This is a genomic window from Glycomyces salinus (assembly GCF_016428645.1).
Taxonomy (GTDB): Bacteria; Actinomycetota; Actinomycetes; order Mycobacteriales; family Micromonosporaceae; genus Glycomyces; species Glycomyces salinus.
The window spans coordinates 133,850-158,563 of the sequence record NZ_JAELXW010000008.1 but is presented as its reverse complement, the minus strand read 5'-3'; the positions used below and the strand labels follow the sequence as shown (position 1 = coordinate 158,563).

20 protein-coding genes are annotated in these 24,714 nt (G+C 68.9%); 7 read left to right on the top strand and 13 right to left on the bottom strand.

All coding sequences use genetic code 11. The features are described from left to right. The first annotated feature begins 92 nt into the window (after window positions 1–92). Complete coding sequence (locus JFB92_RS26795) at window positions 93–1,046, top strand: aldo/keto reductase (RefSeq protein ID WP_233162251.1); 954 nt, start codon at window positions 93–95, stop codon at window positions 1,044–1,046. Between the two features lie 33 nt (window positions 1,047–1,079). Further along, window positions 1,080–2,297, top strand: coding sequence for an alpha-L-fucosidase (locus JFB92_RS03775; protein WP_199035018.1), 1,218 nt, complete (start codon window positions 1,080–1,082; stop codon window positions 2,295–2,297). A gap of 254 nt (window positions 2,298–2,551) precedes the next feature. Here JFB92_RS03775 and JFB92_RS03770 read toward each other — a convergent pair whose 3' ends face one another. From JFB92_RS03770 to JFB92_RS03740, 7 genes are all read right to left on the bottom strand, one after another. After that, the gene (locus tag JFB92_RS03770) at window positions 2,552–4,531 is read right to left on the bottom strand and encodes a hypothetical protein (protein ID WP_199035017.1); all 1,980 of its coding nucleotides are present in this window, start codon (window positions 4,529–4,531) and stop codon (window positions 2,552–2,554) included. A gap of 548 nt (window positions 4,532–5,079) precedes the next feature. Further along, the gene (locus tag JFB92_RS03765) at window positions 5,080–5,622 is read right to left on the bottom strand and encodes a roadblock/LC7 domain-containing protein (RefSeq protein WP_199035016.1); all 543 of its coding nucleotides are present in this window, start codon (window positions 5,620–5,622) and stop codon (window positions 5,080–5,082) included. Window positions 5,623–5,632: 10 nt separating this feature from the next. Then, window positions 5,633–8,131 carry a nitrate- and nitrite sensing domain-containing protein gene (locus JFB92_RS03760; RefSeq protein WP_199035015.1) on the bottom strand — a complete coding sequence of 833 codons (2,499 nt, stop codon included), beginning with the start codon at window positions 8,129–8,131 and terminating at the stop codon, window positions 5,633–5,635. Between the two features lie 50 nt (window positions 8,132–8,181). Further along, window positions 8,182–8,892, bottom strand: a complete 711-nt coding sequence (locus tag JFB92_RS03755) for an ABC transporter ATP-binding protein (protein ID WP_199035013.1) — start codon at window positions 8,890–8,892, stop codon at window positions 8,182–8,184. Next, window positions 8,885–10,579 (bottom strand): branched-chain amino acid ABC transporter ATP-binding protein/permease, encoded by a 1,695-nt coding sequence (locus tag JFB92_RS03750; RefSeq protein ID WP_199035011.1) that lies wholly within the window; start codon window positions 10,577–10,579, stop codon window positions 8,885–8,887. The genes JFB92_RS03755 and JFB92_RS03750 overlap by 8 nt, the downstream gene beginning before the upstream one ends. Next, a complete protein-coding gene (locus JFB92_RS03745; RefSeq protein ID WP_199035010.1) occupies window positions 10,579–11,457 on the bottom strand; it encodes a branched-chain amino acid ABC transporter permease in 879 nt (292 codons plus the stop codon). Before JFB92_RS03745 ends, JFB92_RS03750 begins: the two co-directional genes overlap by 1 nt. Window positions 11,458–11,500: 43 nt before the next feature. After that, on the bottom strand, window positions 11,501–12,682 hold the full coding sequence (locus JFB92_RS03740; protein WP_199035008.1) for an ABC transporter substrate-binding protein: 1,182 nt from the start codon (window positions 12,680–12,682) through the stop codon (window positions 11,501–11,503). A 350-nt stretch (window positions 12,683–13,032) separates the two neighbouring features. Here JFB92_RS03740 and miaB point away from each other — a divergent pair, with 350 nt between their 5' ends. The 4 genes from miaB to JFB92_RS03720 all read left to right on the top strand — a co-directional run bounded on the left by miaB (window position 13,033) and on the right by JFB92_RS03720 (window position 16,257). Further along, window positions 13,033–14,541 carry a tRNA (N6-isopentenyl adenosine(37)-C2)-methylthiotransferase MiaB gene (gene miaB, locus JFB92_RS03735; RefSeq protein WP_307789006.1) on the top strand — a complete coding sequence of 503 codons (1,509 nt, stop codon included), beginning with the start codon at window positions 13,033–13,035 and terminating at the stop codon, window positions 14,539–14,541. A 107-nt stretch (window positions 14,542–14,648) separates the two neighbouring features. After that, window positions 14,649–15,452 carry a class I SAM-dependent methyltransferase gene (locus tag JFB92_RS03730; RefSeq protein WP_199035004.1) on the top strand — a complete coding sequence of 268 codons (804 nt, stop codon included), beginning with the start codon at window positions 14,649–14,651 and terminating at the stop codon, window positions 15,450–15,452. A gap of 62 nt (window positions 15,453–15,514) precedes the next feature. Next, window positions 15,515–15,823, top strand: a complete 309-nt coding sequence (locus JFB92_RS03725; RefSeq protein ID WP_199035002.1) for a FitA-like ribbon-helix-helix domain-containing protein — start codon at window positions 15,515–15,517, stop codon at window positions 15,821–15,823. Further along, window positions 15,820–16,257, top strand: a complete 438-nt coding sequence (locus JFB92_RS03720) for a type II toxin-antitoxin system VapC family toxin (RefSeq protein ID WP_199035000.1) — start codon at window positions 15,820–15,822, stop codon at window positions 16,255–16,257. The genes JFB92_RS03725 and JFB92_RS03720 overlap by 4 nt, the downstream gene beginning before the upstream one ends. A 21-nt stretch (window positions 16,258–16,278) precedes the next feature. Here JFB92_RS03720 and JFB92_RS03715 read toward each other — a convergent pair whose 3' ends face one another. The 5 genes from JFB92_RS03715 to JFB92_RS03695 form a co-directional block, all read right to left on the bottom strand. Continuing rightward, window positions 16,279–16,758, bottom strand: a complete 480-nt coding sequence (locus JFB92_RS03715; RefSeq protein WP_199034998.1) for a DUF1707 and DUF4190 domain-containing protein — start codon at window positions 16,756–16,758, stop codon at window positions 16,279–16,281. 104 nt (window positions 16,759–16,862) lie between these two features. Further along, complete coding sequence (locus JFB92_RS03710; protein ID WP_307789005.1) at window positions 16,863–18,719, bottom strand: ABC transporter ATP-binding protein; 1,857 nt, start codon at window positions 18,717–18,719, stop codon at window positions 16,863–16,865. Next, window positions 18,716–20,434, bottom strand: coding sequence for an ABC transporter ATP-binding protein (locus JFB92_RS03705; protein WP_199034996.1), 1,719 nt, complete (start codon window positions 20,432–20,434; stop codon window positions 18,716–18,718). The genes JFB92_RS03710 and JFB92_RS03705 overlap by 4 nt, the downstream gene beginning before the upstream one ends. Before the next feature lie 150 nt (window positions 20,435–20,584). Then, window positions 20,585–21,331 carry a tyrosine-protein phosphatase gene (locus tag JFB92_RS03700; RefSeq protein ID WP_199034995.1) on the bottom strand — a complete coding sequence of 249 codons (747 nt, stop codon included), beginning with the start codon at window positions 21,329–21,331 and terminating at the stop codon, window positions 20,585–20,587. A gap of 106 nt (window positions 21,332–21,437) precedes the next feature. Continuing rightward, window positions 21,438–22,655 (bottom strand): DUF349 domain-containing protein, encoded by a 1,218-nt coding sequence (locus tag JFB92_RS03695; protein WP_199034994.1) that lies wholly within the window; start codon window positions 22,653–22,655, stop codon window positions 21,438–21,440. Between the two features lie 122 nt (window positions 22,656–22,777). Here JFB92_RS03695 and miaA point away from each other — a divergent pair, with 122 nt between their 5' ends. After that, complete coding sequence (miaA, locus tag JFB92_RS03690; protein ID WP_307789004.1) at window positions 22,778–23,674, top strand: tRNA (adenosine(37)-N6)-dimethylallyltransferase MiaA; 897 nt, start codon at window positions 22,778–22,780, stop codon at window positions 23,672–23,674. On the opposite strand, the gene JFB92_RS03685 is transcribed toward miaA, so the two are convergent. Continuing rightward, entirely contained in the window at window positions 23,646–24,641 is a 996-nt protein-coding gene (locus JFB92_RS03685) for an aldo/keto reductase family protein (RefSeq protein WP_199034992.1), read from the bottom strand. The genes miaA and JFB92_RS03685 overlap by 29 nt on opposite strands. Window positions 24,642–24,714: the final 73 nt, after the last annotated feature.

Sequence of the window (24,714 nt, the reverse complement as noted above, 5' to 3'; positions counted from 1 at the left end):
GGACGGGCGTGACACCGAATCAGCGCCGAATCCCCTTACAGAAACGAGCAACGCGTACCGTGCTGAATCCCGCGGAAGACCGCTACGACTCCATGCAATACCGGCGCTCCGGGCGCAGCGGGCTCAAGCTCCCCGCCATCTCGCTCGGGCTCTGGCAGAACTTCGGGCGCAACCGGCCCATGGAGACGCAGCGGGCGATCCTGCGCCGGGCCTTCGACCTCGGCGTGACCCACTTCGACCTGGCCAACAACTACGGGCCGCCCTACGGCTCCGCCGAGGAGAACTTCGGCCGCCACTTCGAAGCCGACTTCCGACCCTTCCGCGACGAGCTCGTCATCTCCTCCAAGGCCGGCTACGACATGTGGCCCGGACCCTACGGCGACCACGGCTCGCGCAAGTACCTGATCGCCTCGCTCGACCAGTCCCTGAAGCGCATGGGACTGGACTATGTGGACATCTTCTACCACCACCGGCCCGACCCCGACACGCCCTTGGAGGAGACCATGGGCGCGCTCGACCACATCGTGCGCTCGGGCAAGGCCCTATATGTCGGCGTCTCGAACTACACCTCGGAACAGGTGAGCCGGGCCGCCGAGATCCTGGCCGACCTGGGCACTCCGCTGCTGATCGACCAGCCGCGCTACTCGATGTTCGACCGCCGCATCGAGCGGGACGGTCTGCTGGACGCGCTCGAAGAGGTCGGCGCGGGCTGCATCGTGTTCAGCCCCCTTGAGCAGGGTCTGCTGACCGACCGGTACCTGAAGGGCATCCCCGAGGGTTCGCGCGCGGACACCTACGAGTGGATGAAGAACCAGGTCGACGAGACCGCGCTCGCCCGCATCAAGGGCCTGAGCGCGATCGCCGCCGACCGCGGCCAGTCGCTGGCGCAGATGGCGCTGGCCTGGGCGCTGCGCGACGAACGCATGACCAGCGTCATCATTGGTGCCAGCAGCGTCGCGCAGCTCGAGAACAACGTAGGAGCGCTGGATCGTCCGGACTTCGACGACAGCGAACTGGCCGCCATCGACGAATTCGCGATCGGCTGACCCCGACACCACCCGCCGAGCGGAGCAGAGAACATGACGGAACCACGTGACAGGGACCTGCCCGGTTGGGCCAAGGACGCGAGCTTTGGAATCTTCATCCACTGGGGACCGTATTCGGTGCCCGCGTGGGCCGAACCGGTCGGCGCGCTGGGCACGGTCCCCGACGAGCAGTGGTTCGCCCACTGCGCCTACGCCGAGTGGTACGCCAACACCATCCGCATCGACGCGTCTCCGGCTGCGCTGCATCACGCGGAGGTCTACGGATCGGTGCCTTACGAGTACTTCCTCGACCAGTGGCGGGCCGAAGCCTACGAGCCCGCCGAGTGGGCGAGGATCTTCCGCGAGGTGGGAGCGGACTACGTCGTGCCGGTCACGAAGCACCATGACGGCGTGACTCTGTGGGACGCCCCCGGCAGCGAGGGGTTCAACACCGTCGACCGCGGTCCGAAGCGGGACCTGCTGGGCCCGCTCGCGGAGGCCGTGCGCGCTGAGGGGATGCGCTTCGGCGTCTACTACTCGGGCGGACTCGACTGGTCGATCACGGACTACCCGGCGATCGAGAAGGGCCCGGACATCAGTGAATTCCGGCCCACCAACGCCGAGTACGCCGCCTATGCCACCGAGCACGTCCGCAACTTGATCGACCGCTACCAGCCTTCGGTGCTCTGGAACGACATCGACTGGCCGGACGCCGGTAAAGCCGATGGCACCCTGGACGAGCTGATCACCTACTACCGTTCCGTCGTTCCGGACGGCATCGTGAACGACCGCTGGGGCGCCGACGTCTGGGACTACCGGACGAGCGAGTACTCCGCCGCCACGCACAATGAGACGGGGATCGGCTGGGAGCACAATCGCGGGCTCGGTTTCTCGTTCGGCTACAACCGGGTCGAGGACGAATCGCTCACGATGACCCCGCGCGAGGCGGCGGAGTTGTATGCGGACGTGGTCTCGCGAGGCGGTCGGCTGCTGCTGAATGTGGGCCCGGACGCGGCGGGCCGGATTCCGGAGGTTCAGTTGCGGACCCTTAAAGGGGTCTCGTCGTGGATGACCGAGCTGAAGCCGTTCACGACCGACCGGCGGCCGGTGACCGGTGAAGAGGTCGCCGTGACCAGTGCCGAGGACAACTGGTGTCGCGCTTGGATCAGCGGGGATCGGCTGGTGGTGGTGGCCGATCGGCCGGAGGCCGTGGAGGTGGCCGCGAACGGGCTTGAGGTAGTGAGTGTTGCTCTGCCTGAAGCCGACCGGTGATCGGCACGGTTGAGCAGTAGATGGCCGGGCTCGGTGCGAGCCGGGTGCGGCGTCGCATTCGGCGCAGCGGATGGTGAAGGACTACGTTTCACCGCAGGCTGAAGGTCGAGCAGCGCCGGGAGATCGGCATCCGCCCTCAGCAACCGACCGCCTTGCGGAGTCGCCGCCATGAGGGCCGTGCGGGCCACGTCCACGTAATAGTCCGGGCCGGGATCGAGCAATCAGATCCCGGCCCGGGACGCCCGTCTCGCTCGTCAGCGGAGGCCGTAGGCGCGGATGGTGGTGTGGGTGATCTCGGTGCCCGCGTCGTCGAGCGCGGTCATGCGGACCGAGACGTACTCGGCGTCATCGGGGTGCTCGATCTCGCCGGTGAAGGCGCCGCCGTCGCAATCGAGCTCGATCTCCTCCCAGGTCAGGCCGTCGTCGAAGGAGACCTGGAGGGCCATCTCCTCGGCCTCGACTTCCGGCAGGTACTCGGCGGCCGCTAGGCTGAGCTCCACGTCCACATCGTCCCCGGCCTCGGTGAAGCCGCCGTCCACGCCATCGGTCTCGACGGCGATCACCGGCAGCGTCATGTCGGTGGACCCGCCGGAGGGCACCGCGCTCGGGTCGAGGTCGAAGGCCCACTCCTGGGTGGAGGCAGTGCCCACCAGCGCGGTATCGGTGCTCCGCGACGACGCGACGTGCAGCGTGTAGCGGCCCGCCTCGAATCCGGTGAGATCGAATTCGAAGCCGTCCTCCGGGTCGATACCCTCCACGACTCCGACCTTCTGGCCGTCGGTGCTCAGGACCGCGGTCCCTTCGTGACCTTTGAGCCTCAGCTCTTCGTCGTTGAGACTGCCAGCGGGCCCAGTGGAGGCGTAGAAGTACGGAGTGCCCTCCTCGGAGTAGAGGAACGCCTCGGGGACTCCGGCCGCCAGCGGGCCGTGGACGAATGCGCGGGTGGTCTCGCCGGCCTCCAGCGAGCCCCGGTCCAGGCTGTCGACGAAACCGTCCACCAACCTCCCCTGATCGGAGAAGACGCCCGCTTGGCGGAAGCCGGACCACTCGATGTCCGGATCGGCGGTGTAGTACATCGTCCGCTCCGCGGGGAACGAGGTGGGCACCAGGTAACAGAGGCCGTGTCCGATATTCGGGGTCGCGTCGCCATAATCGCAGGTGAAGCCCTCGACGTCCGCGCCGAGCGAGTGGTATGTGGTTTCCTCGACAGCCAGATCCTCATCGGATGGGTGGAACGCGGTCTCGTCGGGGAAGCCGCCGCGCTCGTGGAAGGCGAGGTTGTAGACATAGTCGTCCTCGGTTCCCTCGGGAGCCGCCAGGACCGGCTGGTAGATGAAACCGAGCTCGTGGTCCGGCAATTCCGGCTCCGGCATCAGGTAGAAGTCGATGTCGGGGCCGCCGTACGCGCCGGTGGCCAGCCAGTCGTCCCCGCTCCTGGACCTGGCCTCGATCACGATCTGCTCCCCGAGGAGTTCGGCGTCGGGCCGGTCGACCTCGGCGCTCACCTCGGCCGCCTCGGCGCCGTCGATGACCAGCTGGGTCGGCTCGTCTCCGATCGTCACCGGGGTCATGCCCAGCACGTTCTCGCCGTCCGTGTCCTCAGTGGGGTCGTTCCAGGTCTCGTGGACGATCGTGTAGGAGCCGGGCTCCAATGCGATCGTACCGACGCCGTTCTCGTCGAACTCGATCGAGTCGAACTCGTCGGTCTGGTCGCTGCTCCACGTCACCCAGCTGCCGTCGGGGACGGCACCGGCGCGGTCGCGGAGCGTCACCGTGAGTGTCTGCGCTGCCGCGGTGGGGTCCTCTTCGGCCGCGAACAGGTCCTCGGGTCCGCTGAGGTCGGCATCGCTGACCTCGGCGGCATCGGTGTGCCCCTCCTCGGCCAGCGCCGAGACGTTGTAGCGGCGCGCGTCGTCCTGGCCGGATCGGATCTCGTCGGCCACGTCGTGGGGGATGACGAGCGTCTCGTCCCGAGCCCCGGGAACGGGGAGGGTGAGGAAGCCGATGTCCTCGCGGCCCTCGGCGGGGTTGATCGCGGTGGCGCCGTTGGGCGCTACCGTCACAGTGTCCCCGGTCGGGAGCATCACGGTCTCGGCCGCTACGCCGCCCGCGTCGGCAGGGGCCGGCGTCGGTTCTTCGGTCGTCTCGGCGTTGGCGGACATTCCGCCGGCGAGCGCGGTGGCGGCGACCGCGATCGCCGCCACGACGCCGCCGATGGCGTGTCGTTTCTGCATATTGAACCCTCGGGTTAGGTCGAATGCGGATGGATCGGATGATCCATCCGCATTCGCAGACGCGGCCAACGACGGCAGGGTTGCATACTGAAAATGAACATCATCTATCGCATACGGTGACAACCGAGACGCACAGCACCGAGGTCCGCGGTCAGCGGCTTCTGTGGTATTTCTTTCACCAGGTGAATCCACCCCGGTACTCCGCCGGGGCGTTGTCGGCGGCATGCGTGGCGAGGCCGTTCTGGTCGAAGTCCGAACGCGGCTGAGGGCATTCTCGCGTGGGATCTGCATGATGCTCCCGAGGGCGACACCGACGATGACTATGACGAGTCCGGAGCATGGTGGGAATCGGCCTGGTGGAGTCCGGTGGGGGACTGACTCGGGGGAGGGGCGTCGGGTGTGCCCGCGCTGAGTGGGATGCCTTCCTGGCCGGAGCCGAGGACGGCGAGTTCGACTTCACGAAGTGAAGCAGAGGCACGGCACGAAGTGAACCAGGAGCACAGCACGAAGTGAAGCACGAGCACAGTCCCGTATGAAGCCGATTCAGATCAGGGCCGCTGACCTTGGTTTCGGTCGGCGGCCTTCCAGATCTCGTTCTGTGCTCTCGGAACTCTTCTCTCTGGTAGCCCTGTTCCGTCTGTTCTAGTTGTTGTCTCTCTCGGCTGGGCCGTCTCGGTCGCCTGAGTTAAGTGCCGCTGCGAGGCGGCCACCTGCCTCGCAGCCGGAGTCAGGGCCGGGCCCACCTGGTTGATCAGGTTCGCCAGTTCGTGCCCCACCTGGCCGATGTCGCAGCCGATCCCGGCCAGCGCCAGCAGGCTCGCGCCGCTGGAGACCGACATCGAGAACATATAGCCGCCGTTCATCTCCGTCAGGTTGCTGATGACCGGATCGGCCTGGAGCGACCGGGCCGCCCCGGCCAGCAGGCTCGTCAGGCCCGAGGCGATCGCCGACAGACGCTCGGCCTCATCCCTCGGAAGCGTGTCGTTCGAGGCGATCAGGAGTCCGTCGGCCGCCACCGCGATCACGTGCGTCACGTGAGGAACACGACCGACGAAGTCGTTGAGCAGGAAGTCCAATTGCGGGCTGGTCATGGCCTAATCCTCAATTCCTTGGGCTGGTTTGGGTTCTGCTGCTGCCTGCGAGGCCGCGCGCGTACGCCGAGTAGGTGGCGCCGATCGTCCGGGGATCACGCTCGATCGGCTGGTCGGCACGCTCGGCCGTCGGTGCGACAGCACCGGGGACCAGATTCGACATCGGCCTGCGCATCGGCAGGCCCCCGTCGGTGAAGGACTGCTCGGCCGGTTCGGCCGGCGGCAGCGCCTGGCCGGCCCGCAGCGACGGGTCGGCATGGACGTACTGCACGTCGAACTTCAGCTCCGGCAACTGCGCCAGCGCCTCGGTCGGCGCGTGGAGCGACGCCGTCGAAGGACCCGACGTCACGGCCGCCACGCCCCGGATCGGGGCCGCGGCGAGGGGCTTGGCCGGAGGCGGAGGCTCCGCCGGGGCAGCAGACGCCTCCTGCGGTTGGATGAACAGAGGGGCGTTGCGCCGCTGGTTGATCGGGTCGGGCGGAGGGGCCGCCCCGGCGGCGATCGCGGCGGGAGCGGCGTTCTTCTGCCGCTCGGGTTCGGTGAAGGACAGGATCGTGCCGGGAATGGCGATCTCGGCGATCGTGCCCGAGCCGATCGAGGGCCGCAGCTCGACCTCGATGCCGTGGCGCAGCGCCAGGTGCCCGACCACGGTCAGGCCCATCGCCTCCATGGCTTCCAGGTCGACCGGCACGCGGCGGCGCAGCCGGTCGTTGAGGTACGCCATCCGCTCCGGATCGATGCCGATGCCGTGGTCCCGGATCTGGATGATGACCTGCCCGGTCAGCACCCGCGCCTGGACCTCGGCGTCCGATTCGGAGTAGCGGGTCGCGTTGTCCATCAGCTCGGCCAGCAGCTGCACCACGTCGTCGACCGCGTCGGCCTTGATCCAGGCGCCGTCGTCGGAGGACAGGTCGAGCCGCGTGTAGTACTCGATGCGGCTCTGGGCGGCGGTCAGGACGTCGGAGACCTTCGCGTCGGTGGTGCGGACCTTCGCGGCCGAGGCACCGCCGAGGACCAGCAGGGAGTCGTTGGTGCGGCCCAGCAGCGACACCAGGTGGTCGAGCCGGAACAGCCGCTGGAGGCGCTCGGGGTCGGACTCGTTGCGCTCGGCCTCGTCCAGCTCGGCCGTCAGCCGCCCGCTCAGCGAGTGGCCGCGGCGGGCGAGCCGCACGAAGATCGCGCCGACGTGGTACCGCAGCAGCGCCTGCTGCGCCGAGATGCGGATCGCCTCGCGGTGGACGATGTTGAACGCCTCACCGACCTCGGCCAGCTCGTCGTTGCCCTTGGTGCGCAGCGGCGGCGTGGTCTCGGCGGCGAACTCGAACGGGCTCCGCCCGCCCAGGCCCTCCTGCTCGTCGACGTGCTTGACCGCGCGCGGCAGCTCGACCATCGCGATGCGGCGGGCCGAACCGGACAGGTCCCGCAGACCCCTGGTGACCGAGCGGCCGATACCGGAGGCGATCAGGACCGCGATGGCCAGGGCCGCGACCGCGATCGCGCCTTCCAGGACCAACCGCTGCACGACCGCGTCGCGGGTGGCGTCGGCGTTCTCGAGCGTCGATTCCAGCGTCTCGCTCACCAGCGCGGCGGTGGCCTCGTGCCGGGCCTCGTACGAGTCGTTGAGAACCTCGTGGTCGATCTCCTGCTCGTCGTCCGAACGCGAACCGGACACGGAGCTCTCGAGCCGGTTGGCCGGGCGCGCCCCGCCCGAGCCGAGACCGCCGACCTCGAACACGGCCGCGTCCGGGTCGGTCTCGGCGGCGACGCGCCGGTACTCGACCAGCGCCTCCTCACGGGAGGCGGTCAGGCGCACGAACGGCCGGTACTCGTTGGCCAGCGGCGCGCCGTCCTCGAGCCCGAGCACCAGGATGCGCAGCTGCTCGGAGTACTCGTCGATGTTCAGCAGGAGTCCGGCGGTGCGCAGCTCCCGGCTCAGGTCGGCCGTCCCGGCCTCGTCGATGGCCCGGTCCAGCACTGCCGACAGGCGGGTGACGATCGAGTTGTAAACGGTCAGGTGGACCTCTTCGACGGTGCCGGCCTCGACCGCCTCGCGGGCGGTCTGGAGCCGCTCCAGCGGCTTGTCGGCGCGCTCGAGGAGGTCGCCGACCTCGTCATCGAGGCTCTGGTCGAGATCGGACCTGGCCTGCTCGAAGGCGTCCAGGTCACCGTCGGTGGCCTCGGCGGCCTCGTTGAAGCGGGACAGGAGCTCGTCGGGCTCGGCCAGCCCGGTGTTCTCCTCGAACACCAGCATGGCCACGGCCAGGCGCTCGGCCTGCACCTGCCGCACGACCTCGTTGATGTCACCGACCAGGCCGGTCAGTTCGGCCGTGTCCCCGGCCGAGCGGGCCTCGCCGGCGGACTCGTACAGGCGCAGCCCGACCATGCCGGTGAGGGTCAGCGCCGGAATCAGCAGCATGATCGCCAGCTTGGTGCGGATCTTCATCGACGACCACCGGCCGGAGGCGCGTTCGCCTCCGCCGGTGTCCGTATCGGAGCGGACCTCCACCATTCGCGGGGCTCCTTCGTGTGGTGGGGCGGAGTGGACAGGTGGGGGGATCGTTATTCGGCCCCGAGGTACGCTTCCACGACTCGGGGGTTGTCGAGCAGTTCCTTGGCCGGTCCACTGTGGGTTATCTCCCCGGTGTCCAGCACGTATCCGTGCTCGGCCGCGCGCAGCGCCCGGCGGGCGTTCTGCTCGACCAGCACGACGGTGACCCCGGTGGCGCGGATCTTCTCGATGACCGTGAAGACCTCGTCGACCATCTTGGGCGCCAAGCCCATCGACGGCTCATCCAGCAGCATGACCCGGGGTCGGGCGATCATGGCGCGGGCGATGGCGAGCATCTGCTGCTCGCCGCCCGAAAGGGCGCTGGCCGGCAGGTTCCGGCGCTCGGCCAGCACCGGGAACAGCTCGAACATGTCCTCGATCGGGGCGGCCTGGCGGCGGCGCCGGTGGGCGCCGAGCCGCAGGTTCTCGGCCACGGTCAGGGTCCCGAGGATCTGTCGGCCCTCGGGGACGAGCACCAGCCCGGCCCCGACTCGCCGGTGGGCCGGCCAGCGGGTGACGTCCCGGCCGTCGAACAGGACCTTGCCGGCCTTGGGCCGCACCAGTCCCGAGACGGCGGCCAGGACCGAGCTCTTCCCGGCCCCGTTCGCGCCGACCAGGGCGATCAGGCCGCCTTCGTCGACCTCGACGGAGACGCCGCGGACGGCCTCGACCCGCCCGTACGAGACGTGCACGGACTCGACCGAAAGGATCGGACTAGACATACTGGCTCTCCCCGGTGTCCTCCGCGCCCAGGTACGCCTCGACGACCTTCGGGTCGGTGGCGACCTCGCGCGGCTCGCCCGAGGCGATCACCTCGCCGAAATTCATCACGACCACCCGGGTGCAGGTGTCCAGGACCATCTTGACGTTGTGCTCGATGAGCAGGACGGTGATGCCGTCCGCGGCGAGCGAGCCGATCAGCTCGGCCAGCTCGCCGGCCTCGACGTGGTTCATGCCCGCGGCCGGCTCGTCCAGGATCAGCAGCTCCGGGTAGGAGGCCAGGGCCCGCGCGATCTCGAGCCGCCGCTGGTCGCCGTAGGACAGCGAACCCGGACGCAGATGCGCGCGGTCCTCCAGGCCGACCCGGCGGATCTGCTCCCAGGCGACGGCCAGGGCCAGGTGCTCCTCGCGCCTGGCCGACGGCAGCCACAGCAGCCGCTTCAGGAACGTGCCCTTGACCTTGACGTGAGTCCCGACCAGGACGTTCTCGAAGGCGCTGAGCCGGTTGAACAGCTTGGAGTGCTGGAAGGTCCGGCTCACCCCGGCCCGGGCGAAGCGGTGCGACCGGCCGGTCTGGCCGAGCTTGACGTCCAGCACCTCGCCCTCGCCCGAAGTTGGCGGCTCCAGGCCGCTGAGCATGTTGATCAGGGTGGTCTTCCCGGCCCCGTTGGGGCCGATGACGCCGAGGATCTCCCCGGACTTCAGCTCCAGGTCGACCGAGCGGACCGCCTGCACCGCCCCGTAGGACTTGCCGAGGCCCCGCACGCGCGCGATCTCGGTGCCCGGCTCGGAGTACCCGGCGAACAGGCCGGCGCGCTCGGCGTCGGTCAGCTCGACCGGCTTCGGCCTGCGGCGGCGCCGCAGGAACAGACTCGACAGGCCCCCGGGCAGGAACAGGATCACCGCCAGCAGCAGCAGCCCGGTGAAGAACGGGTAGACCCAGCCGGCCTCCAGGCCCGTCGCGTCCAGTCCCTCGGGGACGGCGCTGAGGAACCCGGCGCCCAGCACCGGCCCGAAGAACACCAGGTAGCCGCCGAGCACGGCGGTGACCAGGCCGTCCATCATCAGCCCGAAGTCGAAGCTGCCGGGGGTGATGCGGCCGAAGAAGTAGGCGAACATGACCCCGTAGACCCCGGCGATCATGCCCGAGCCCACGAACGAGGCCATGCGGGTGCGGACCACGTCCACGCCCATGGACCCGGCCGCCAGCTCGTCCTCGCGGACGGCGGCGAAGGCGCGGCCGGTCCGCGAGGGACCCAGCCGCCAGAACAGGTAGGCCAGGACCGCCACGACGATCCAGGCCAGGTCGATGGTCACCCATTTGTCGAGCCTCATGCCCAGCGCGCCGCGGGTCCACTCGGCGTTGGTCATGAACACCCTGACCATCTCGCCGAACGCGATCGTGGCGATCGCCAGGAACACCCCGCGCAATCGCAGCACCGGCAGTCCGAGTACGAACGCGGCCGCGCCGCCGACGAGGGCGCCGACCGGAATGCCGATCAGGACCGGCGAGAGCGAGCCGAACAGCGGCTCGGTCGGCACGACCAGGGTGGAGGTGTAGGCCGCCAGCGACGCGAACCCGGCCTGGCCCAGGCTCAGCTGCCCGGCCATGAGCACGACGTAGAAGGAGTAGGCCAGGATCGCGCCCAGCGCGACGGTGGTGATGAGGGTGTCGTAACCGGCCAGCATCAGACCTCCCTGACCCTGACGGACCCGAACAGGCCCTTGGGGCGCAGCACCAGCACCGCGAACAGCAACGCGAAGGCCACCAGGCCCTTCCAGGTCGAGTCGAACAAGTGGATCGTGAGCGCCTCGGCCAGCCCGAGGATGAGCCCGGCGGCCATCGCGCCCCACAGCGACCCCAGGCCGCCGAGGATGATCACGGCGAAGCCGATCAGCTCGATCGAGAGGCCGAGGTCGCGGTTGGCCTGGCCGAGGTTGATCGACAGCAGCACCCCGGCCACGGCGCCCAGCGACGAGGACAGCGCGTAGGTGCCGGCGGTGACGCGCCCGACGTTGACCCCGACGACCCTGGCGGCGGTCGGGTTCTCGGCCACGGCCCGCATGGACCGGCCCAGCGAGGACTTGGAGACCAGCCAGGCCAGTCCGAGCATGAGCGCCAGGGCCAGGCCGAGGGTGAGCAGCTGCACCAGCGTCACCCTGACCCCGGCGATCTCGTACAGCTGGTTGGGGAAGTACCCGGACGGGAAGCTCTGCGGCTCGGTGCCGTAGCGGGCCTGGAGCAGCGCGATCAGCACGCTCCCGAAGGCCACCGACGAGATCAGACCGGCGAAGTGCTCGTCGTCGCGGCCCGCCAGCGGGCGGAACGCGACGCGCTCGAGGAGCACGCCCGCGATTCCACCCGCGGCGGCCACGATCGGCAGCAGCAGCCAGAGAGGTATCCCCGACCTGGTCGCCAGCTCGATGCCGACGAAGGCGCCGGCGGTGAAGATGGCGGCGTGGGCCAGGTTCAGGTGGCGCAGGATCCCGAATACGAGTGTGAACCCGATCGCGAACAGCGCGTATATAGCCCCGGAGAAGACCCCGTTGGCCAGCTGTTGCAGCATTTTCAGCGTTCCCTAGCGGAGATTGGAACCGTGTATCGGCGGATCAGCCCTCGAGGAGGGTGAACTCGCCGTCCCGGATGATCTGCACGAACGCGTTCTGGGTGACCTCGCCGTTCTCGTCCAGGGAGATCGGCCCGAGGATCGAGTCGAACTCCAGGATCTGGCCGAGGTTGTCCTTGATCGCCTCGCGGTTGGCGTCGCAGTCGGCGCGGACGGCCTGGTCGATCAGGTAGCCGGCGGTGTAGGCCTGGGCGGCGAACTGGTCGGGGGCGCGCTCGTACTTCTCGGTGTAGGCGGCGATGAAGTCGGCGTTGCCGGTGGTCTCGGCCGCGGCGCTCCAGGCGCCGCCGACGATGAGCCCTTCGGCGGCGTCTTCGAGGGAGCCGACCAGGACCGGGGAGTTGAACGCGTTGCCGCCGACGATGGGCGCCTCGATGCCGAGCTCGCGGGCCTGGGTGATCAGCGGGATGGTGGCGGCCGGGAGCGCCGAGAGGATGACCGCGTCGACCTCGCCCTCCTGGATGGCCGTCAGCTGGGCGCTGAAGTTGGTGTCGGTGGTCTCGAAGCTCTCGTCCACGGTGACCTCGATGTCCTCGTCGGTGAGGACGTCCATCATCGTGTTGTAGGCCGAGGCGGTGAACTCGTCGGCGCTGTCGTGGAGGATCGCGACCTCTTCGAGGTCGAGGGCCTCGGCGGCGGCCGGGATGCTCTCGGCGAGCGCGACTTCCTCGGGGAGGGAGGCGCGGAAGATGTAGTCGCCGATCTCGGGGATGCCCTCGGCGGTGGTGGAGATGCCCACGGTCGGAACGCCCGCGGACTGGGAGTCGGGGTAGGTGGTGAAGGCCTGGTTGGAGAGGGTGGGGCCGATGATGGCGCTGACCTGGTCTCGGTCGATGACCTTCTCGAACGCGGAGACGGAGTCCTCGACGTTGGTGTGGTCGTCTTCGACGATGAGCTCGTAGGTGACGCCGTCCTGGGCGTTGAGTTCCTCGATGGCCAGTTCGAGGCCCTCGCGCTGGTACTCGCCGGCGAAGGCGGCGCCTTCGGTGAGGCTGAGGACCGCGCCGAGTTTGACGGTCTCTTCGATGACGCAGTCCGCGCCGGTTCCTTCACCGACAAGGGCGTCGTCGGACTCCGAACCCGAGGATTCCTCGGAAACGCAGGCGGCGGTGGTCATGAGGGCGGCTGCGGCGAGCAGCGCTCCGGAGGTTTTGTTGAAACGCATCTTCTTCCTTGGATCACTGACGGGTGGGGCGACAGCGGGTCCGCCCGCGGGCGGGCAGTCCCCGCCGACGGCACGGGGTCACCTTATAGGGACGCTTCGGCAGGCACAAGAGCGATCCTCTCGTTGTTGCAAAAAGGAGATTCGCAGGGAGAACTTGTTTAATTCACTGCCTACCGGAGTATTCGCTGTATCCACGTCGATACGATATGTGAGTGACCATTTGGGATCTGCATGGATCATGTCGCATGGCATTCGTCACAGCCCAGAGGCCCCTGCCGCACCAGGGTGGGCGGGGCTACTCGACCGACTCGCCCGACCGGAGCGATCGGCGGGACGGCTATCCTGGTCTGGTGGTTGACGTTGACACGGCGAGGACCTACCGGGTCCAGACTTTCGGCTGCCAGATGAACGTCCATGACTCCGAGCGGATCGGGGGCCTGCTCGAGGACGCCGGGTACGTTCCGGCCTCGGGCGGCGACGAGGCCGATCTGGTCGTGTTCAACACCTGCGCGGTCCGCGAGAACGCCGACAACAAGCTCTACGGCAACCTCGGGCACCTCCGCCCGGCCAAGCAGCGCAACCCCGACATGCAGATCGCCGTCGGCGGCTGCCTGGCCCAGAAGGACCGCGAGACGATCGTCGGGCGCGCCCCCTGGGTCGACGCGGTCTTCGGCACCCACAACATCGGGTCCCTCCCGGCGCTGCTCGAACGCGCCCGCCACAACGAGGCCGCCGAGGTCGAGATCCTCGAGGCCCTCGAGGTCTTCCCCTCCACCCTCCCCACCAAGCGCGAGTCCACCTACTCCGGCTGGGTCTCCATCTCCGTGGGCTGCAACAACACCTGCACCTTCTGCATCGTCCCCTCCCTGCGCGGCAAGGAGAAGGACCGCCGCCCCGGCGAGATCCTGGCCGAGATCCGCGCGCTCGTCGACGAGGGCGTCTCCGAGGTCACCCTGCTGGGCCAGAACGTCAACACCTACGGCGTCGAGTTCGGCGACAAGTACGCCTTCGGCAAGCTCCTACGCGCCTGCGGCGAGATCGACGGCCTCGACCGGGTCCGCTTCACCAGCCCCCACCCGCGCAACTTCACCGACGACGTGATCGCGGCGATGGCCGAGACCCCGAACGTGTGCCACCAGCTCCACATGCCGCTCCAGTCCGGTTCCGATCGGGTCCTCAAGGAGATGCGCCGCTCCTACCGGTCGGCGAAGTTCCTGTCGATCATCGACAAGGTCCGCGAGGCCATGCCGGACGCGGCGATCACCACCGACATCATCGTCGGCTTCCCCGGCGAGACCGAGGAGGACTTCCAGGGCACCCTCGACGTGGTCGAGGCCGCCCGCTTCTCCAGCGCCTTCACCTTCCAGTACTCCATCCGCCCCGGCACGCCCGCCGCGACCATGGAGCACCAGGTGCCCAAGGAGGTCGTGCAGGAGCGCTACGAGCGCCTGGTCGAACTCCAGGAGCGCATCTCCTGGGAGGAGAACCGCAAACTCGAGGGCACCGAGGTCGAACTGCTGGTCACCGTCGGCGACGGCCGCAAGGACGAGGCCACCGGCCGCATGTCGGGCCGGGCCCGGGACGGCCGCCTGGTCCACTTCTCGGTCACCCCGGACGGCGAGGCCGCCCACGGCAACGCCGAAGGCGTCCGCCCCGGCGACGTCATCACCACCACCGTCACCTACGGCGCCCCCCACCACCTGGTGGCCGACGCCGAGATCCTGACCCACCGCCGCACCAGGGCCGGAGACGCCTGGGGGGCCGGCCGGGCCCCGAAACTCCCCGGAGTCAGCCTCGGCATGCCCACCATCGGCCGCAAACCGCCCCAGCCAGAAGAGACCCCCGGCTGCGCCTGCTGACGCGGCACCGGGCCCCGCCGACGGTTCCCGACTCCGCCAGCCGCCTGAGGCGCGTTCGGCGCGCCGGGCGGTGACCGGCCCGGCGCGATCTGCCAGAATCGGGTGGTATGGAACAGCGGCCGAGCGCCCAACAGCGGCGCGACCTGATGTACGGCGAGCACGATCTGAGCTCGCTGACGCTCTTCTCCGGATCGTTCATCAACTACGGCTACTGGGGTGAGCTGCCCGACCGTCCGATCACCGTCGAGGAGCGCACCGAGAGCCAGGCCGAGCTGTACCGGCAGGTGGTCGCCCGCCTCGAACCGGCACCGGGGGAGGAGCTGCTCGAACTCGGCTGCGGCCTCGGCGTCGGGGCCGCGCTCACCGCCGCCGAGACCGGGGCCGCCGTCACCGGCCTCGACCGCTCCGACGACCAGCTCGAACGCGCCGCGGAGGTCAACCGAACCGCCCTCACCGAGCTCGGAGGCCGCCTGTCCTTCCGGAAGGGCGCGGTCACCGAGATCCCCGCCCCGGACGCCTCCTTCGACGCGGTGTACTCGGTCGAGATGCTCCAGCACGTCGACGACCTCGTCCAAGTCGTGGCCGAGGTCCACCGCGTCCTGCGTCCCGGCGGCCGCTTCGCCGCCGCCACCTTCTTCGCCCCCGGACTCGAAGGCGCCTCGCACATCGCCGAGATGATCGAGACCGTCGGGGACCGCATCGACGTCATCCACCTGGTCGGCGACTTCGAATCCGACCTCCGCGAGGGCGGCCTGAGAGAAGTCCGGGTGCAATCGATCGGCGAGCGCGTCTGGCACGGTTTCGACCGCTGGATCTCCCAGACCGAATACCGCGACTCATGGGGCCGCAACTGGCTGAAGTGCTACGAGAACGGCTGGATCGACTACTACCTCCTGACCGGCCGCCGATGAACGCCGAAGTCGTCGACCGAATGTGAAGATATCACTTGAGTGAAAGTGATATCATGTTGCGTATGAAGCAGCTACTCCTGCGCGTCGACGACGATCTGCACGCCCGACTCGCCGAGCGCGCGAAGCGCGAACACCGGTCGGTCAACGCGATCGCCAATGAGATACTCAACGTGGTCGGCTCGGATGAACATCGCTCCGAACAGGAGAAGGTCCGAGCGCGGGCGGCGGCCCTCGGTGTACTCGCCGAACCGCTGCGTCCGGTCGACGTGACCGAGGATCCCGAGGAGCTGCGGGCCCGAGCCGCCGAATCCATGCGCGGAGCCGGACGGATCCTCGATGCGATCATCGATGAGGATCGGGACCGCCTGTGATCGTCTATGCCGACTCGTCGGTCCTCGCTCGGGCGTACCTGCCCGATGAGCAGCAGCACGACCGCGCTCAGAGGCTTCTGCGCGATCCCGACATCCAGGTCGTCACCGGGTCGTGGACGCGGATCGAGGTCAGCGGAGCACTGGTGCGGGCGGCGCGCGCGAATCGCGGCGACCAGGCGATGTTGCTCTCCTCCTGGGAGGCCGATACCGCCGCTAACGGAGCGATCACCGTTCTGACGGCTCCGCAGGCCGAGGTGGAACGTGATGCCTTCGAAATCGTGATTGCTTACGGCATCAGGGCGATGGATGCCTGGCACCTCGCGACCGCGTCGCTGGTGGTCCCAGAGCTCGCCGCCGGAGAGCAGTATGCGTTCGCATCCCGCGACAAGGAGCAGGCCGAAGTGGCGGCCGCTCGCGGATTCGCAATCCTGTAGCGGCCGGATGCCGCTGAGCGGTCACCACCAGTAGAACACGCCGAGCACCATGAACAAGATCCCCAGCGGAATGCTAACCAATCCGAAGAGCAGGCCGACGAGCGCTATGGCCGGATTGTCGGCCCTGTCCTGCCTGACCTTGTACAAGCCCACGGCGCCGAAGGCGATCGCCAGGAGCGCGAACGGCATGACGTTCCCCATCGCCAGGATTCCCGTCACCAGTGCCGCGATACCCATGCCGTTCTCCATCGGCCGGTCCTCGTCGGACGTCGGTTCCTCGGCCGCACCCGTGGATGGCGGGACCGCCAGGGGCGCGGACGGGAGGTCCTCCAGCAGCCGGTTGACCTCGGCGTAGGTCTGGGCGTCGTAGAGGTCCCGGCTTCGCTGGTCGAATTCGGACAGATCCAGGCGCCCGGCTTCCAGGGCCTCCTGGAGTCGGGCGGCGACCGCTTCGCGCTCCGCGTTGGAGACGCGCATGCGCTCGGGGTCTGGTTCGGGCATTTTCGAGAGGATTCCAAGCCGGGTGGGTTCCGCGCGGCGCGCGTTCGGGTGGCGTCCAGCCTACCGGAAAGGGCGGACGGCGTCCGGCGCCGTCCGCCCCGGTCTCACACGAGACTGTCCTCCCATTGGCGGTGGAGCTCGGCGTACTGGCCGCCGGAGTCGATCAGCGACTCCGGCGGACCGTCCTCGATGATGCGGCCCGACTCCAGGACCAGCACCCGATCGGCGATCTCCACCGTGGACAGCCGGTGGGCGATGATGATCGCCGTCCGGTCGGCCAGGATCGTGCGTAGCGCGCGCTGCACCAGCCGCTCCGAGGGGATGTCCAGGGAACTGGTCGCCTCGTCGAGGATCAGCACGCGCGGGTCCGCCAGGAACGCCCTGGCGAACACCACGAGCTGCCGCTGCCCGGCCGAGAGCCGCCCGCCGCGCTTGCGCACGTGCGTGTCGTAGCCGTCGGGCAGCTCCTCGATGAACTCGTCGGCGCCGACCACCCGGGCCGCCTCCACGATCTGGTCCCGGGTCGCGCCCGGCCGCCCCAGCTCGATGTTCTCGGCGATCGTCCCGTTGAACAGGAAGTTCTCCTGGGTGATCATGACCACGCCCTCCCGCAGGTCGGACTCGGACAGATCGCGCAGGTCCACCCCGTCGAGCCGCACCGTGCCGCCGCGCGGGTCGTAGAACCGGCTGACCAGCTTGGCGATCGTGGTCTTGCCCGCGCCGGTCGCGCCGACCAGTGCCACCGTCTGGCCGCCGGGCACGTGCAGGTCCAGGCCCGGCAGGACCACCTGGTCCTCCCGGTAGTGGAACCGGACGTTCTCGAACCGCAGCTCACCGCGCGGGCTCTCGATCCGCTTCGGGTTCTCGGGCTCGGCGACCTCGATCTTCTCGTCCATGACGCCCGAGAGCTTCTCCAGGGCGGCCGTGGCCGACTGGAGCACGTTGTAGAACTGCACCAGCTCGTTCAGCGGGTCGAAGAACCGCTTCATGTAGAGCAGGAACGCGGCCAGCACGCCGATCTCGGTGTTGCCGAGCATGATCTGCCAGCCGCCGAACAGCAGCACCACCACCGTCGCCAGGTGGCCGATGCCGCGCATGCCCCCGGCCATGATCGCGTTCTGCTGGTGGCCCTTGGCCTGCGCGAACCGGTTGTCGTAGTTGAGCCGCCCGAAGATCTCCCGGTCGCGGTCCTCCCTGCGGTAGGCCTGGACGGCGCGGACGCCGCCCATCGACTCCACGAAGTAGACGATCAGGAGCGCCACCGTCTCGCGGGCCTTGCGGTAGGCGATCGCCGAGACCCGGCTGAACCACTTGCCCAGCAGCAGCATCAGCGGGAACGTCAGCAGGGAGACCACCGCCAGCAGCGGCTCGATCACCAGCATGACCACGGCGATGGTCACGACGTTCATCGCCGCGAGCACCAGGTCGTCCACGCCGTTCTCGGTCAGCTCCCGGATCGATTCCATGTCGGAGCTCTGCCTGGCCGTGACCCGGCCGGAGGTGAACCGCTCGTGGAAGGCCACCGACAAACGCTGGAACTTCCAGAACACGCGGTTGCGCAGGGCGTACAGCATCGCGTTGCCCACTTTCGCGGACTGCACGATGTAGAGCCGCATGCACACGTACTCCAGTGCCGCCGCCGCCGCGAAGGCGACCGCGACCGCGATCATGACCGAGTAGTCGTCGCGGTCGGTGATGGCCGGGATGCCGTGGTCGATGCCGTACATGACCAGGATCGGCGCGGTCATGGTCGCCACGTTCTGACCCAGCAGGATCAGCACCAGGGCCGCGATCGACCTCTTGTGGGGCCGCATCATCGATCCCAGCAGCCGCCGCGAGCGGGACCGCAGCTCCTTGATGGCCTCGGCGTCGTCGAGCTCGGCGCTGGTGCGCTCGGCGTCGGCCTGTTCGCTGCGTCCGCGCCAGGACACGTGCTTGTCGTCGTGCGCAGGTGCGGTCACGCCGCCACCCCCTCGGCCTCGGCGGAGAGCACGTCCACGTACTCGGGACTGCCCTCCATCAGTTCGGAGTGCGTGCCGATCGCCGCGATGCGTCCCTCGTGGAGGAGGGCGACGCGGTCGGCCAGCGCCACCGTCGACGGGCGGTGCACGACCACCAGCGCGGTGGTGTCGACCAGGACCTGTTCCAGGGCCTTCTCGACCAGTTCCTCGGTGTGGACGTCCAGGGCCGACAGCGGGTCGTCCAGGACCAGCACCGCCGGCCGGACCACGACCGCGCGGGCCAGCGCCAGGCGCTGCCGCTGCCCGCCGGACAGCGAGAGCCCCTGCTCGCCGATGCGGGTGTCGAGCCCGTACGGCAGGTCGTAGACGAATTCGGCCTGCGCGACCCGGACGGCCTGCTCGACGTCGTGCTCGTCGGCGTTGGGCCTGCCCAGGGCGAGGTTCTCCCGCACGCTCATGGAGAACAGCGTCGCCTCCTCGAACGCGGTGGTCACCACGCTGCGCAGGCTCTCGAGTTTCAAATCGCGGATGTCGGTGCCGTCCAGGGTGATCCGGCCGCCGGTCGGGTCGTTGAGCCGGGACGGCAGGGACACCAGCGTGGTCTTGCCCGAGCCGGTCCGGCCCGCGATCGCCAGCGTCTCGCCCGGCCGCACCTCCAGGTCGACTCCGCGCAGGACCTCGCGGTCATCGTCGTCGAAGGAGAACCGCACCCCTTCGAAGGCCAGCTTCCCGCGGATCGAGGAGCGGTCGACCGCCTTGGCCCCGGGGCGGTCGCGGATCGTCGGCTCGGTGTCGAGCACCTCGTAGACGCGGTCGGCGGCGCTCATGGCCTCGTTGCCGTGCGCCATGACCCACCCGGCGGCCTCGATCGGCCACAGCAGGTTCAGCTGGAGCATGATGAACGCGGTCAGCAGCCCGGGGGTGAGCTGGCCGTTCGCGACCATGATCGCGCCGATGACGAGCGTGGAGCCCAGCATCGTCGAGGCGATGGCGCCGAAGGCCGACCAGGACTTGGCGGCGATCAGGTTCTTGCGGATGCCCAGGACCCGCAGCTTCTCGGCCTCCTTCTCGAAGCGGTCGGCCATGAGCGGGCCGCGCCCGAGCGCCTTGATCGCCCGGATGCCGTTGGCAGACTCCTCGGCGGCGCTGGAGACCTCTCCGGACTGGTCCTGCTCCTTGCGGGCGGCCGGCAGGTAGTTCCGGAAGAAGCCGCGCCCGATCAGGAACAGCGGCACCGCCGCGACCGCGACGATGAGCGCCAGCCGCCACTCGATCCAGAACAGCTGGACCATGATGATGATGGTCATGCCGGTCGACGAGATCGCGAAGACCATGCCGCCGGCGAAGAAGCGGCGGACCATGCCGAGGTCGACTGTGACCCGCGCGAGCAGCTGCCCGGTCTGCCAGCGGTCGTGGAAGCCGGTGTGGAGCCGCTGCAGGTGCTCGTAGACGGCCTCGCGGATGTCGGCCTCGATGGCCATGGCGGTGGCCGTCTGGAAGTACCGGCGGATCAGGTTGAGCACCGCGTCGAGGGCGCCGACCCCGGCGATGACGCCCGCGAAGACCCACAGGGCCCCCAGGTCGCCATCGGTGATCGGGCCGTCGATGGCGGCTCCGACCAGGGGAGGGACGGCGAGCCCGGCGCAGATGTTGAGCAGGACCATCGTCCACAGCAATGCGAGGCGGTACCTGTACGGGTACAGGTACCGCCGCATCCTCAACAGATTGGGTCCGGGCTTGCGACGCAATCGGGGATCGTCTGATTTGGACTGAGAACTCGAAGTTGACCGATCTGAACCCACCAGGTAACGGTAAAACGACCCCGAGACGACCGGCAAGCGATTTTCTAGCCGTGCGGCTAGTAACTATTCGAGCAGGAGCTCCCTGACGCGGTCGGCCTTGTCGAAGCCGATCGCCCTGGCGTAGACCGCCAACGAGCCGAACCGGTCGTTGATCTCCTCGATCGTGGCTCGCATCGCCTCGGCCGGCGTGCCCAGGCCGCGGTCCCGCTCCGGGGCGCCGAGGTTGGCGTCACGCCAGGCCCGCCAGCGCTCCAGGCCGATGTTGGACAGCTCGTAGTCGGCGGCGATGTCCTCGTCGTCGACCCCCAGCAGCGCCAGCAGCACCGCCGCGACGATCCCGGTCCGGTCCTTGCCCGCCATGCAGTGGAAGATCACCGGCTCGCCCAGGGAGATCACATCCAGGGAGTCGCGGACCGCCTTGTACCCGGCCTCCATCATCCCCGAGTAGCGCTGGCGCAGGAACCGGACGATCTCCTCCTCGGGGGAGTCGGCGAAGACCTCCCGCTCGACCGACTCCCAGGGGATGTGCCGCAGCTCGAAGTGGTGGAAGTCGACCCCCTCGACCTCGGGGAAGCGGCCGGTCACTTCCAGTTCGTTCGGCCGCCGCAGGTCGATGACGTGGCGGACCCCCAGGTCGTTCACGATGTAGTCGAGGTCGGACTCGGTCGCCTGGCCGAAGTTGTCCGAGCGGAACACCATGCCGGTCTTGACCTTCTTGCCGTCGGCGGCGTCGAGCCCGCCGATGTCGCGGAGGTTGAAGACCTGCTCGGTGGGGATGAACTGCTGGGGGAGAGTGGATTCCAGGGCCATGCCTTGCCTTCCTGTCGGCGGGGTGTCACTGTGAGTATCGTCCCGCAGAATGAAGACGGCGTGAACCGCTGGGGTCCACGCCGTTGTAGTACTTCGATTATGTCCGCTACTGCGACTTCTCCGCCAACTCCAAGAACTGCCGCTTCCCGGCCAGCTCCTGCTCGGCCTTCTTGATGCGCTTGGCGTCGCCGTCGGACTTGGCCCGCTCGAGCTTCTCCTCGGCCTCGGCCACCTGCTGCTTCATCTGGATCAGCAGCGGATTCTCCTCGACCGGGACCTTCCGCCAGGCCGTGTCGAGTGCCTCGCGCAGCTTGTCCTCGACGTTGCGCAGGCGGCGCTGGAGCTTCGCCTGGTGCTTGCGCGGAACCGGGCCGGCGTCGTGCCAGGCGCCCTGGATCTCGCGGAACGTGGCCTGAGCGGCCTTCGGGTCGGCCTGGATGTCCAGGGCCTCGGCCCGCTTGAGCAGCTCCTCCTTGACCGCCTGGTTTGACTCCAGCTCGGCGTCCCGGGCGCTGAAGACCTCGGAGCGGGCGTTGAAGAACACGTCCTGGGCGGCCCTGAACCGCTTCCACGCCTTCTGCTCGGCGTCGGGGGCCAGGCGCCCGGCCTCCTTCCACTCGGCCATGAGGGCCTTGAGGTGGTCGGCGGTCGGACCCCAGTCGGTCGAGGTCGAAAGCTCCTCGGCGGCCGCGATGAGCTCTTCCTTCTTGGCCGCGATCACCTTGCGCTCGGCGTCGAGCTGCGAGAAGTAGGCCCCGCGGCGGCGGGTGAAGGCGTCCCGGGCGGCGGCGAACTTCCGCCACAGCTTCTGATCGGTCTTGCGGTCGACCCCGTGGATCGACTTCCACTCCTCGACCATCTCGCCGAAGCGCTGCCCCGACGCCTTCCAGTGGCTGTCGCGCTGCGAGATCTCCTCGGCCTCGGCGACCAGCGCCTCCTTGGCGGCCACCGCGTCGGCGCGCTCGGCCTCCTTGACGGCCTTGAACTCCTCGACCCGCTCGTCGGCGTGCTTGGACAGCTCGTCCAGGCGGGTCGCCAGGCTCTCGACGTCCCCCACGACTGCGGCGGTCTCCAGGCCCTCGCGGAGCTTGCGCAGCTGCGAGGCCGCCTGCTCCACGTCGGCCGAGTCGGAATTCAGGCGTGCCGCGATGAGATCGACTTCGACCACCAGGTCGGCGTACTTCCGGGCGAAGTGCGCTAGGCCCTCCTCGGTGGAGCCGGCCTGCCAGGAGCCGACCGCGCGCTCGCCGGAGGAGGTCTTCACATAGACCGTGCCATCGGCGTCGATCCGGCCGAAGCGGGTCCAGTCTCCGAGGTCACTCATCGCGGTAATCTCAAATCCTTAAGCACGAACTTGGGGAATACTCCCCGTACCATACAGGCCGTACGAATCGGAAGGGTCTTCTGTTGGTCCGAGGAGACAGCACACCCACCCTACCGCCGCCGGTGATCGCGGTCGTAGGGCCTACCGCGGCCGGCAAGACCGCGCTCTCGGTCGCCCTCGCCGAACGCCTCTCCGGAGAGGTGGTCAACGCCGATTCGATGCAGCTGTACCGGGGAATGGACATCGGGACCGCCAAGGTCACCGAGGCCGAACGCCGCGGCGTGCCCCACCACGTCTTCGACGTCCTCGACGTGACCGAGGCCGCCGACGTCGCCGGATACCAGAAGCTCGCCCGGGACGCCGTCGCCGACATCCGCGCCCGCGGGAACCGGCCCGTCCTGGTCGGCGGCTCCGGGCTCTACGTCCAGGCCGCCCTCGACGAGATGGACTTCCCCGGCACCGACCCGGCCATCCGGGCCCGCCTCGAGGCCGAACTGGACCGCGAGGGCTCGGCCGCGCTGTGGGAGCGCCTGCGGACCGCCGACCCGGCCGCCGCGAAGGCGATCCTGCCCTCCAACGGCCGCCGCATCGTCCGGGCCCTCGAAGTGATCGAGCTGACCGGCTCGTTCACCGCCAGCCTCCCCGAGCCCAAGGCCCGCATCGAGGCCGTCCGCATCGGCGTCGACCTCGACACCGAGACCCTGGACGAGCGCATCGAGCGCCGCGTGGAGACGATGTGGAAGGCCGGACTGGTCGAGGAGGTCCGCGAGCTGGAGCGGCGCGGCCTGCGCCGGGGCCGGACCGCCTCGCGGGCCCTGGGCTACCAGCAGGTCCTGGCCCACCTGGCGGGGGAGTACGACGAGGACGAGGCGTTCCGCCGCACCGTCCAGGGCACCCGCCGGTTCGTCCGCCGCCAGCGCTCCTGGTTCAAACGGGACGGCCGCATCGAATGGTTCGATGCGGCCGATCCGGAACTGCTGGAGCGAGCGGTCAGACTCGCGGCTTCGGGCTCTGCGTGAGGTTCGGGTCGGTCTCGGCGACCGGCTCGAGGGCCTCGTCGATCTTGGCCATGACGTCGGCGTCGAGCTTGAACCCGGCGGCCTTGACGTTCTCCTTGACCTGCTCGGGGCGGGTCGCGCCGATGATCGCCGCCGAGACGTTCGAGTTCTGGAGCACCCACGCCAGGCCCAGCTGGGCGATGCTCAGGCCCTGCTCCTCGGCGATCGGGGCCAGCAGCTGGACGCGCTCGAGGACCTCGTCGCTCATCCAGCGCTCCACGAAGCGGCCGTAGTTCGGGTCGGCGCCGCGCGATCCGGCCGGGGCCTCCTGGCCCGGCTTGTACTTGCCGGTGAGCACGCCGCCGGCGAGCGGGGACCACACGATCTGGCCGATGCCCAGCTCCTCCGAGGCCGGGACGACCTCGGCCTCGATGACGCGCCACAGCGCCGAGTACTGCGGCTGGCTCGACACCAGCTGGATCTTCAGGTCCTCGGCCAGGGCGTGGGCGCGGCGGATCTGGTCGGCCGTCCACTCCGAGACGCCGATGTAGTGGGCCTTGCCCGCGCGGACCACGTCGGCGAACGCCTGCATGGTCTCCTCGAGCGGTGTCTCGTAGTCGTAGCGGTGGGCCTGGTACAGCTCGACGCGGTCGGTCTGGAGCCGGGTCAGGGAGTTGTTGATCGATTCCTTGATGTGCTTGGCCGAAAGACCGCGGTCGTTCTTGCCCTCGCCCATCGGCCAGTAGACCTTGGTGAAGATCTCCAGGCCGTCGCGGCGTTCGCCCTTGAGGGCGCGGCCGAGGACCTCCTCGGCGGCGCCGTGGGCGTAGACATCGGCGGTGTCGAAGGTCGTGATGCCCTCGTCGAGGGCGGCGCGCACGCATGCCTGTGCGGCGTCCTCCTCGACCTGGCCGCCGTGGGTGATCCAGTTGCCGTAGACGAGTTCGGAAATGACGAGGCCTGAGCGGCCGAGATGACGAAACTCCATGCTCAAGAGCCTACCTGCCGCGCGGCTAGCGTCAAGGATCGGAATATCACACGCATTAAGAAGCCACGGTTGT

What these genes read in the sequence shown, in the direction of transcription:
- JFB92_RS26795 (WP_233162251.1), top strand. Translation starts at nt 93, where the DNA reads ATGCAATACCGGCGCTCCGGGCGCAGCGGGCTCAAGCTCCCCGCCATC.
- JFB92_RS03775 (WP_199035018.1), top strand. Translation starts at nt 1,080, where the DNA reads ATGACGGAACCACGTGACAGGGACCTGCCCGGTTGGGCCAAGGACGCG.
- JFB92_RS03770 (WP_199035017.1), bottom strand. Translation starts at nt 4,531, where the DNA reads ATGCAGAAACGACACGCCATCGGCGGCGTCGTGGCGGCGATCGCGGTC.
- JFB92_RS03765 (WP_199035016.1), bottom strand. Translation starts at nt 5,622, where the DNA reads ATGACCAGCCCGCAATTGGACTTCCTGCTCAACGACTTCGTCGGTCGT.
- JFB92_RS03760 (WP_199035015.1), bottom strand. Translation starts at nt 8,131, where the DNA reads ATGGTGGAGGTCCGCTCCGATACGGACACCGGCGGAGGCGAACGCGCC.
- JFB92_RS03755 (WP_199035013.1), bottom strand. Translation starts at nt 8,892, where the DNA reads ATGTCTAGTCCGATCCTTTCGGTCGAGTCCGTGCACGTCTCGTACGGG.
- JFB92_RS03750 (WP_199035011.1), bottom strand. Translation starts at nt 10,579, where the DNA reads ATGCTGGCCGGTTACGACACCCTCATCACCACCGTCGCGCTGGGCGCG.
- JFB92_RS03745 (WP_199035010.1), bottom strand. Translation starts at nt 11,457, where the DNA reads ATGCTGCAACAGCTGGCCAACGGGGTCTTCTCCGGGGCTATATACGCG.
- JFB92_RS03740 (WP_199035008.1), bottom strand. Translation starts at nt 12,682, where the DNA reads ATGCGTTTCAACAAAACCTCCGGAGCGCTGCTCGCCGCAGCCGCCCTC.
- JFB92_RS03730 (WP_199035004.1), top strand. Translation starts at nt 14,649, where the DNA reads ATGGAACAGCGGCCGAGCGCCCAACAGCGGCGCGACCTGATGTACGGC.
- JFB92_RS03725 (WP_199035002.1), top strand. Translation starts at nt 15,515, where the DNA reads ATGAAGCAGCTACTCCTGCGCGTCGACGACGATCTGCACGCCCGACTC.
- JFB92_RS03715 (WP_199034998.1), bottom strand. Translation starts at nt 16,758, where the DNA reads ATGCCCGAACCAGACCCCGAGCGCATGCGCGTCTCCAACGCGGAGCGC.
- JFB92_RS03705 (WP_199034996.1), bottom strand. Translation starts at nt 20,434, where the DNA reads ATGCGGCGGTACCTGTACCCGTACAGGTACCGCCTCGCATTGCTGTGG.
- JFB92_RS03700 (WP_199034995.1), bottom strand. Translation starts at nt 21,331, where the DNA reads ATGGCCCTGGAATCCACTCTCCCCCAGCAGTTCATCCCCACCGAGCAG.
- JFB92_RS03695 (WP_199034994.1), bottom strand. Translation starts at nt 22,655, where the DNA reads ATGAGTGACCTCGGAGACTGGACCCGCTTCGGCCGGATCGACGCCGAT.
- JFB92_RS03685 (WP_199034992.1), bottom strand. Translation starts at nt 24,641, where the DNA reads ATGGAGTTTCGTCATCTCGGCCGCTCAGGCCTCGTCATTTCCGAACTC.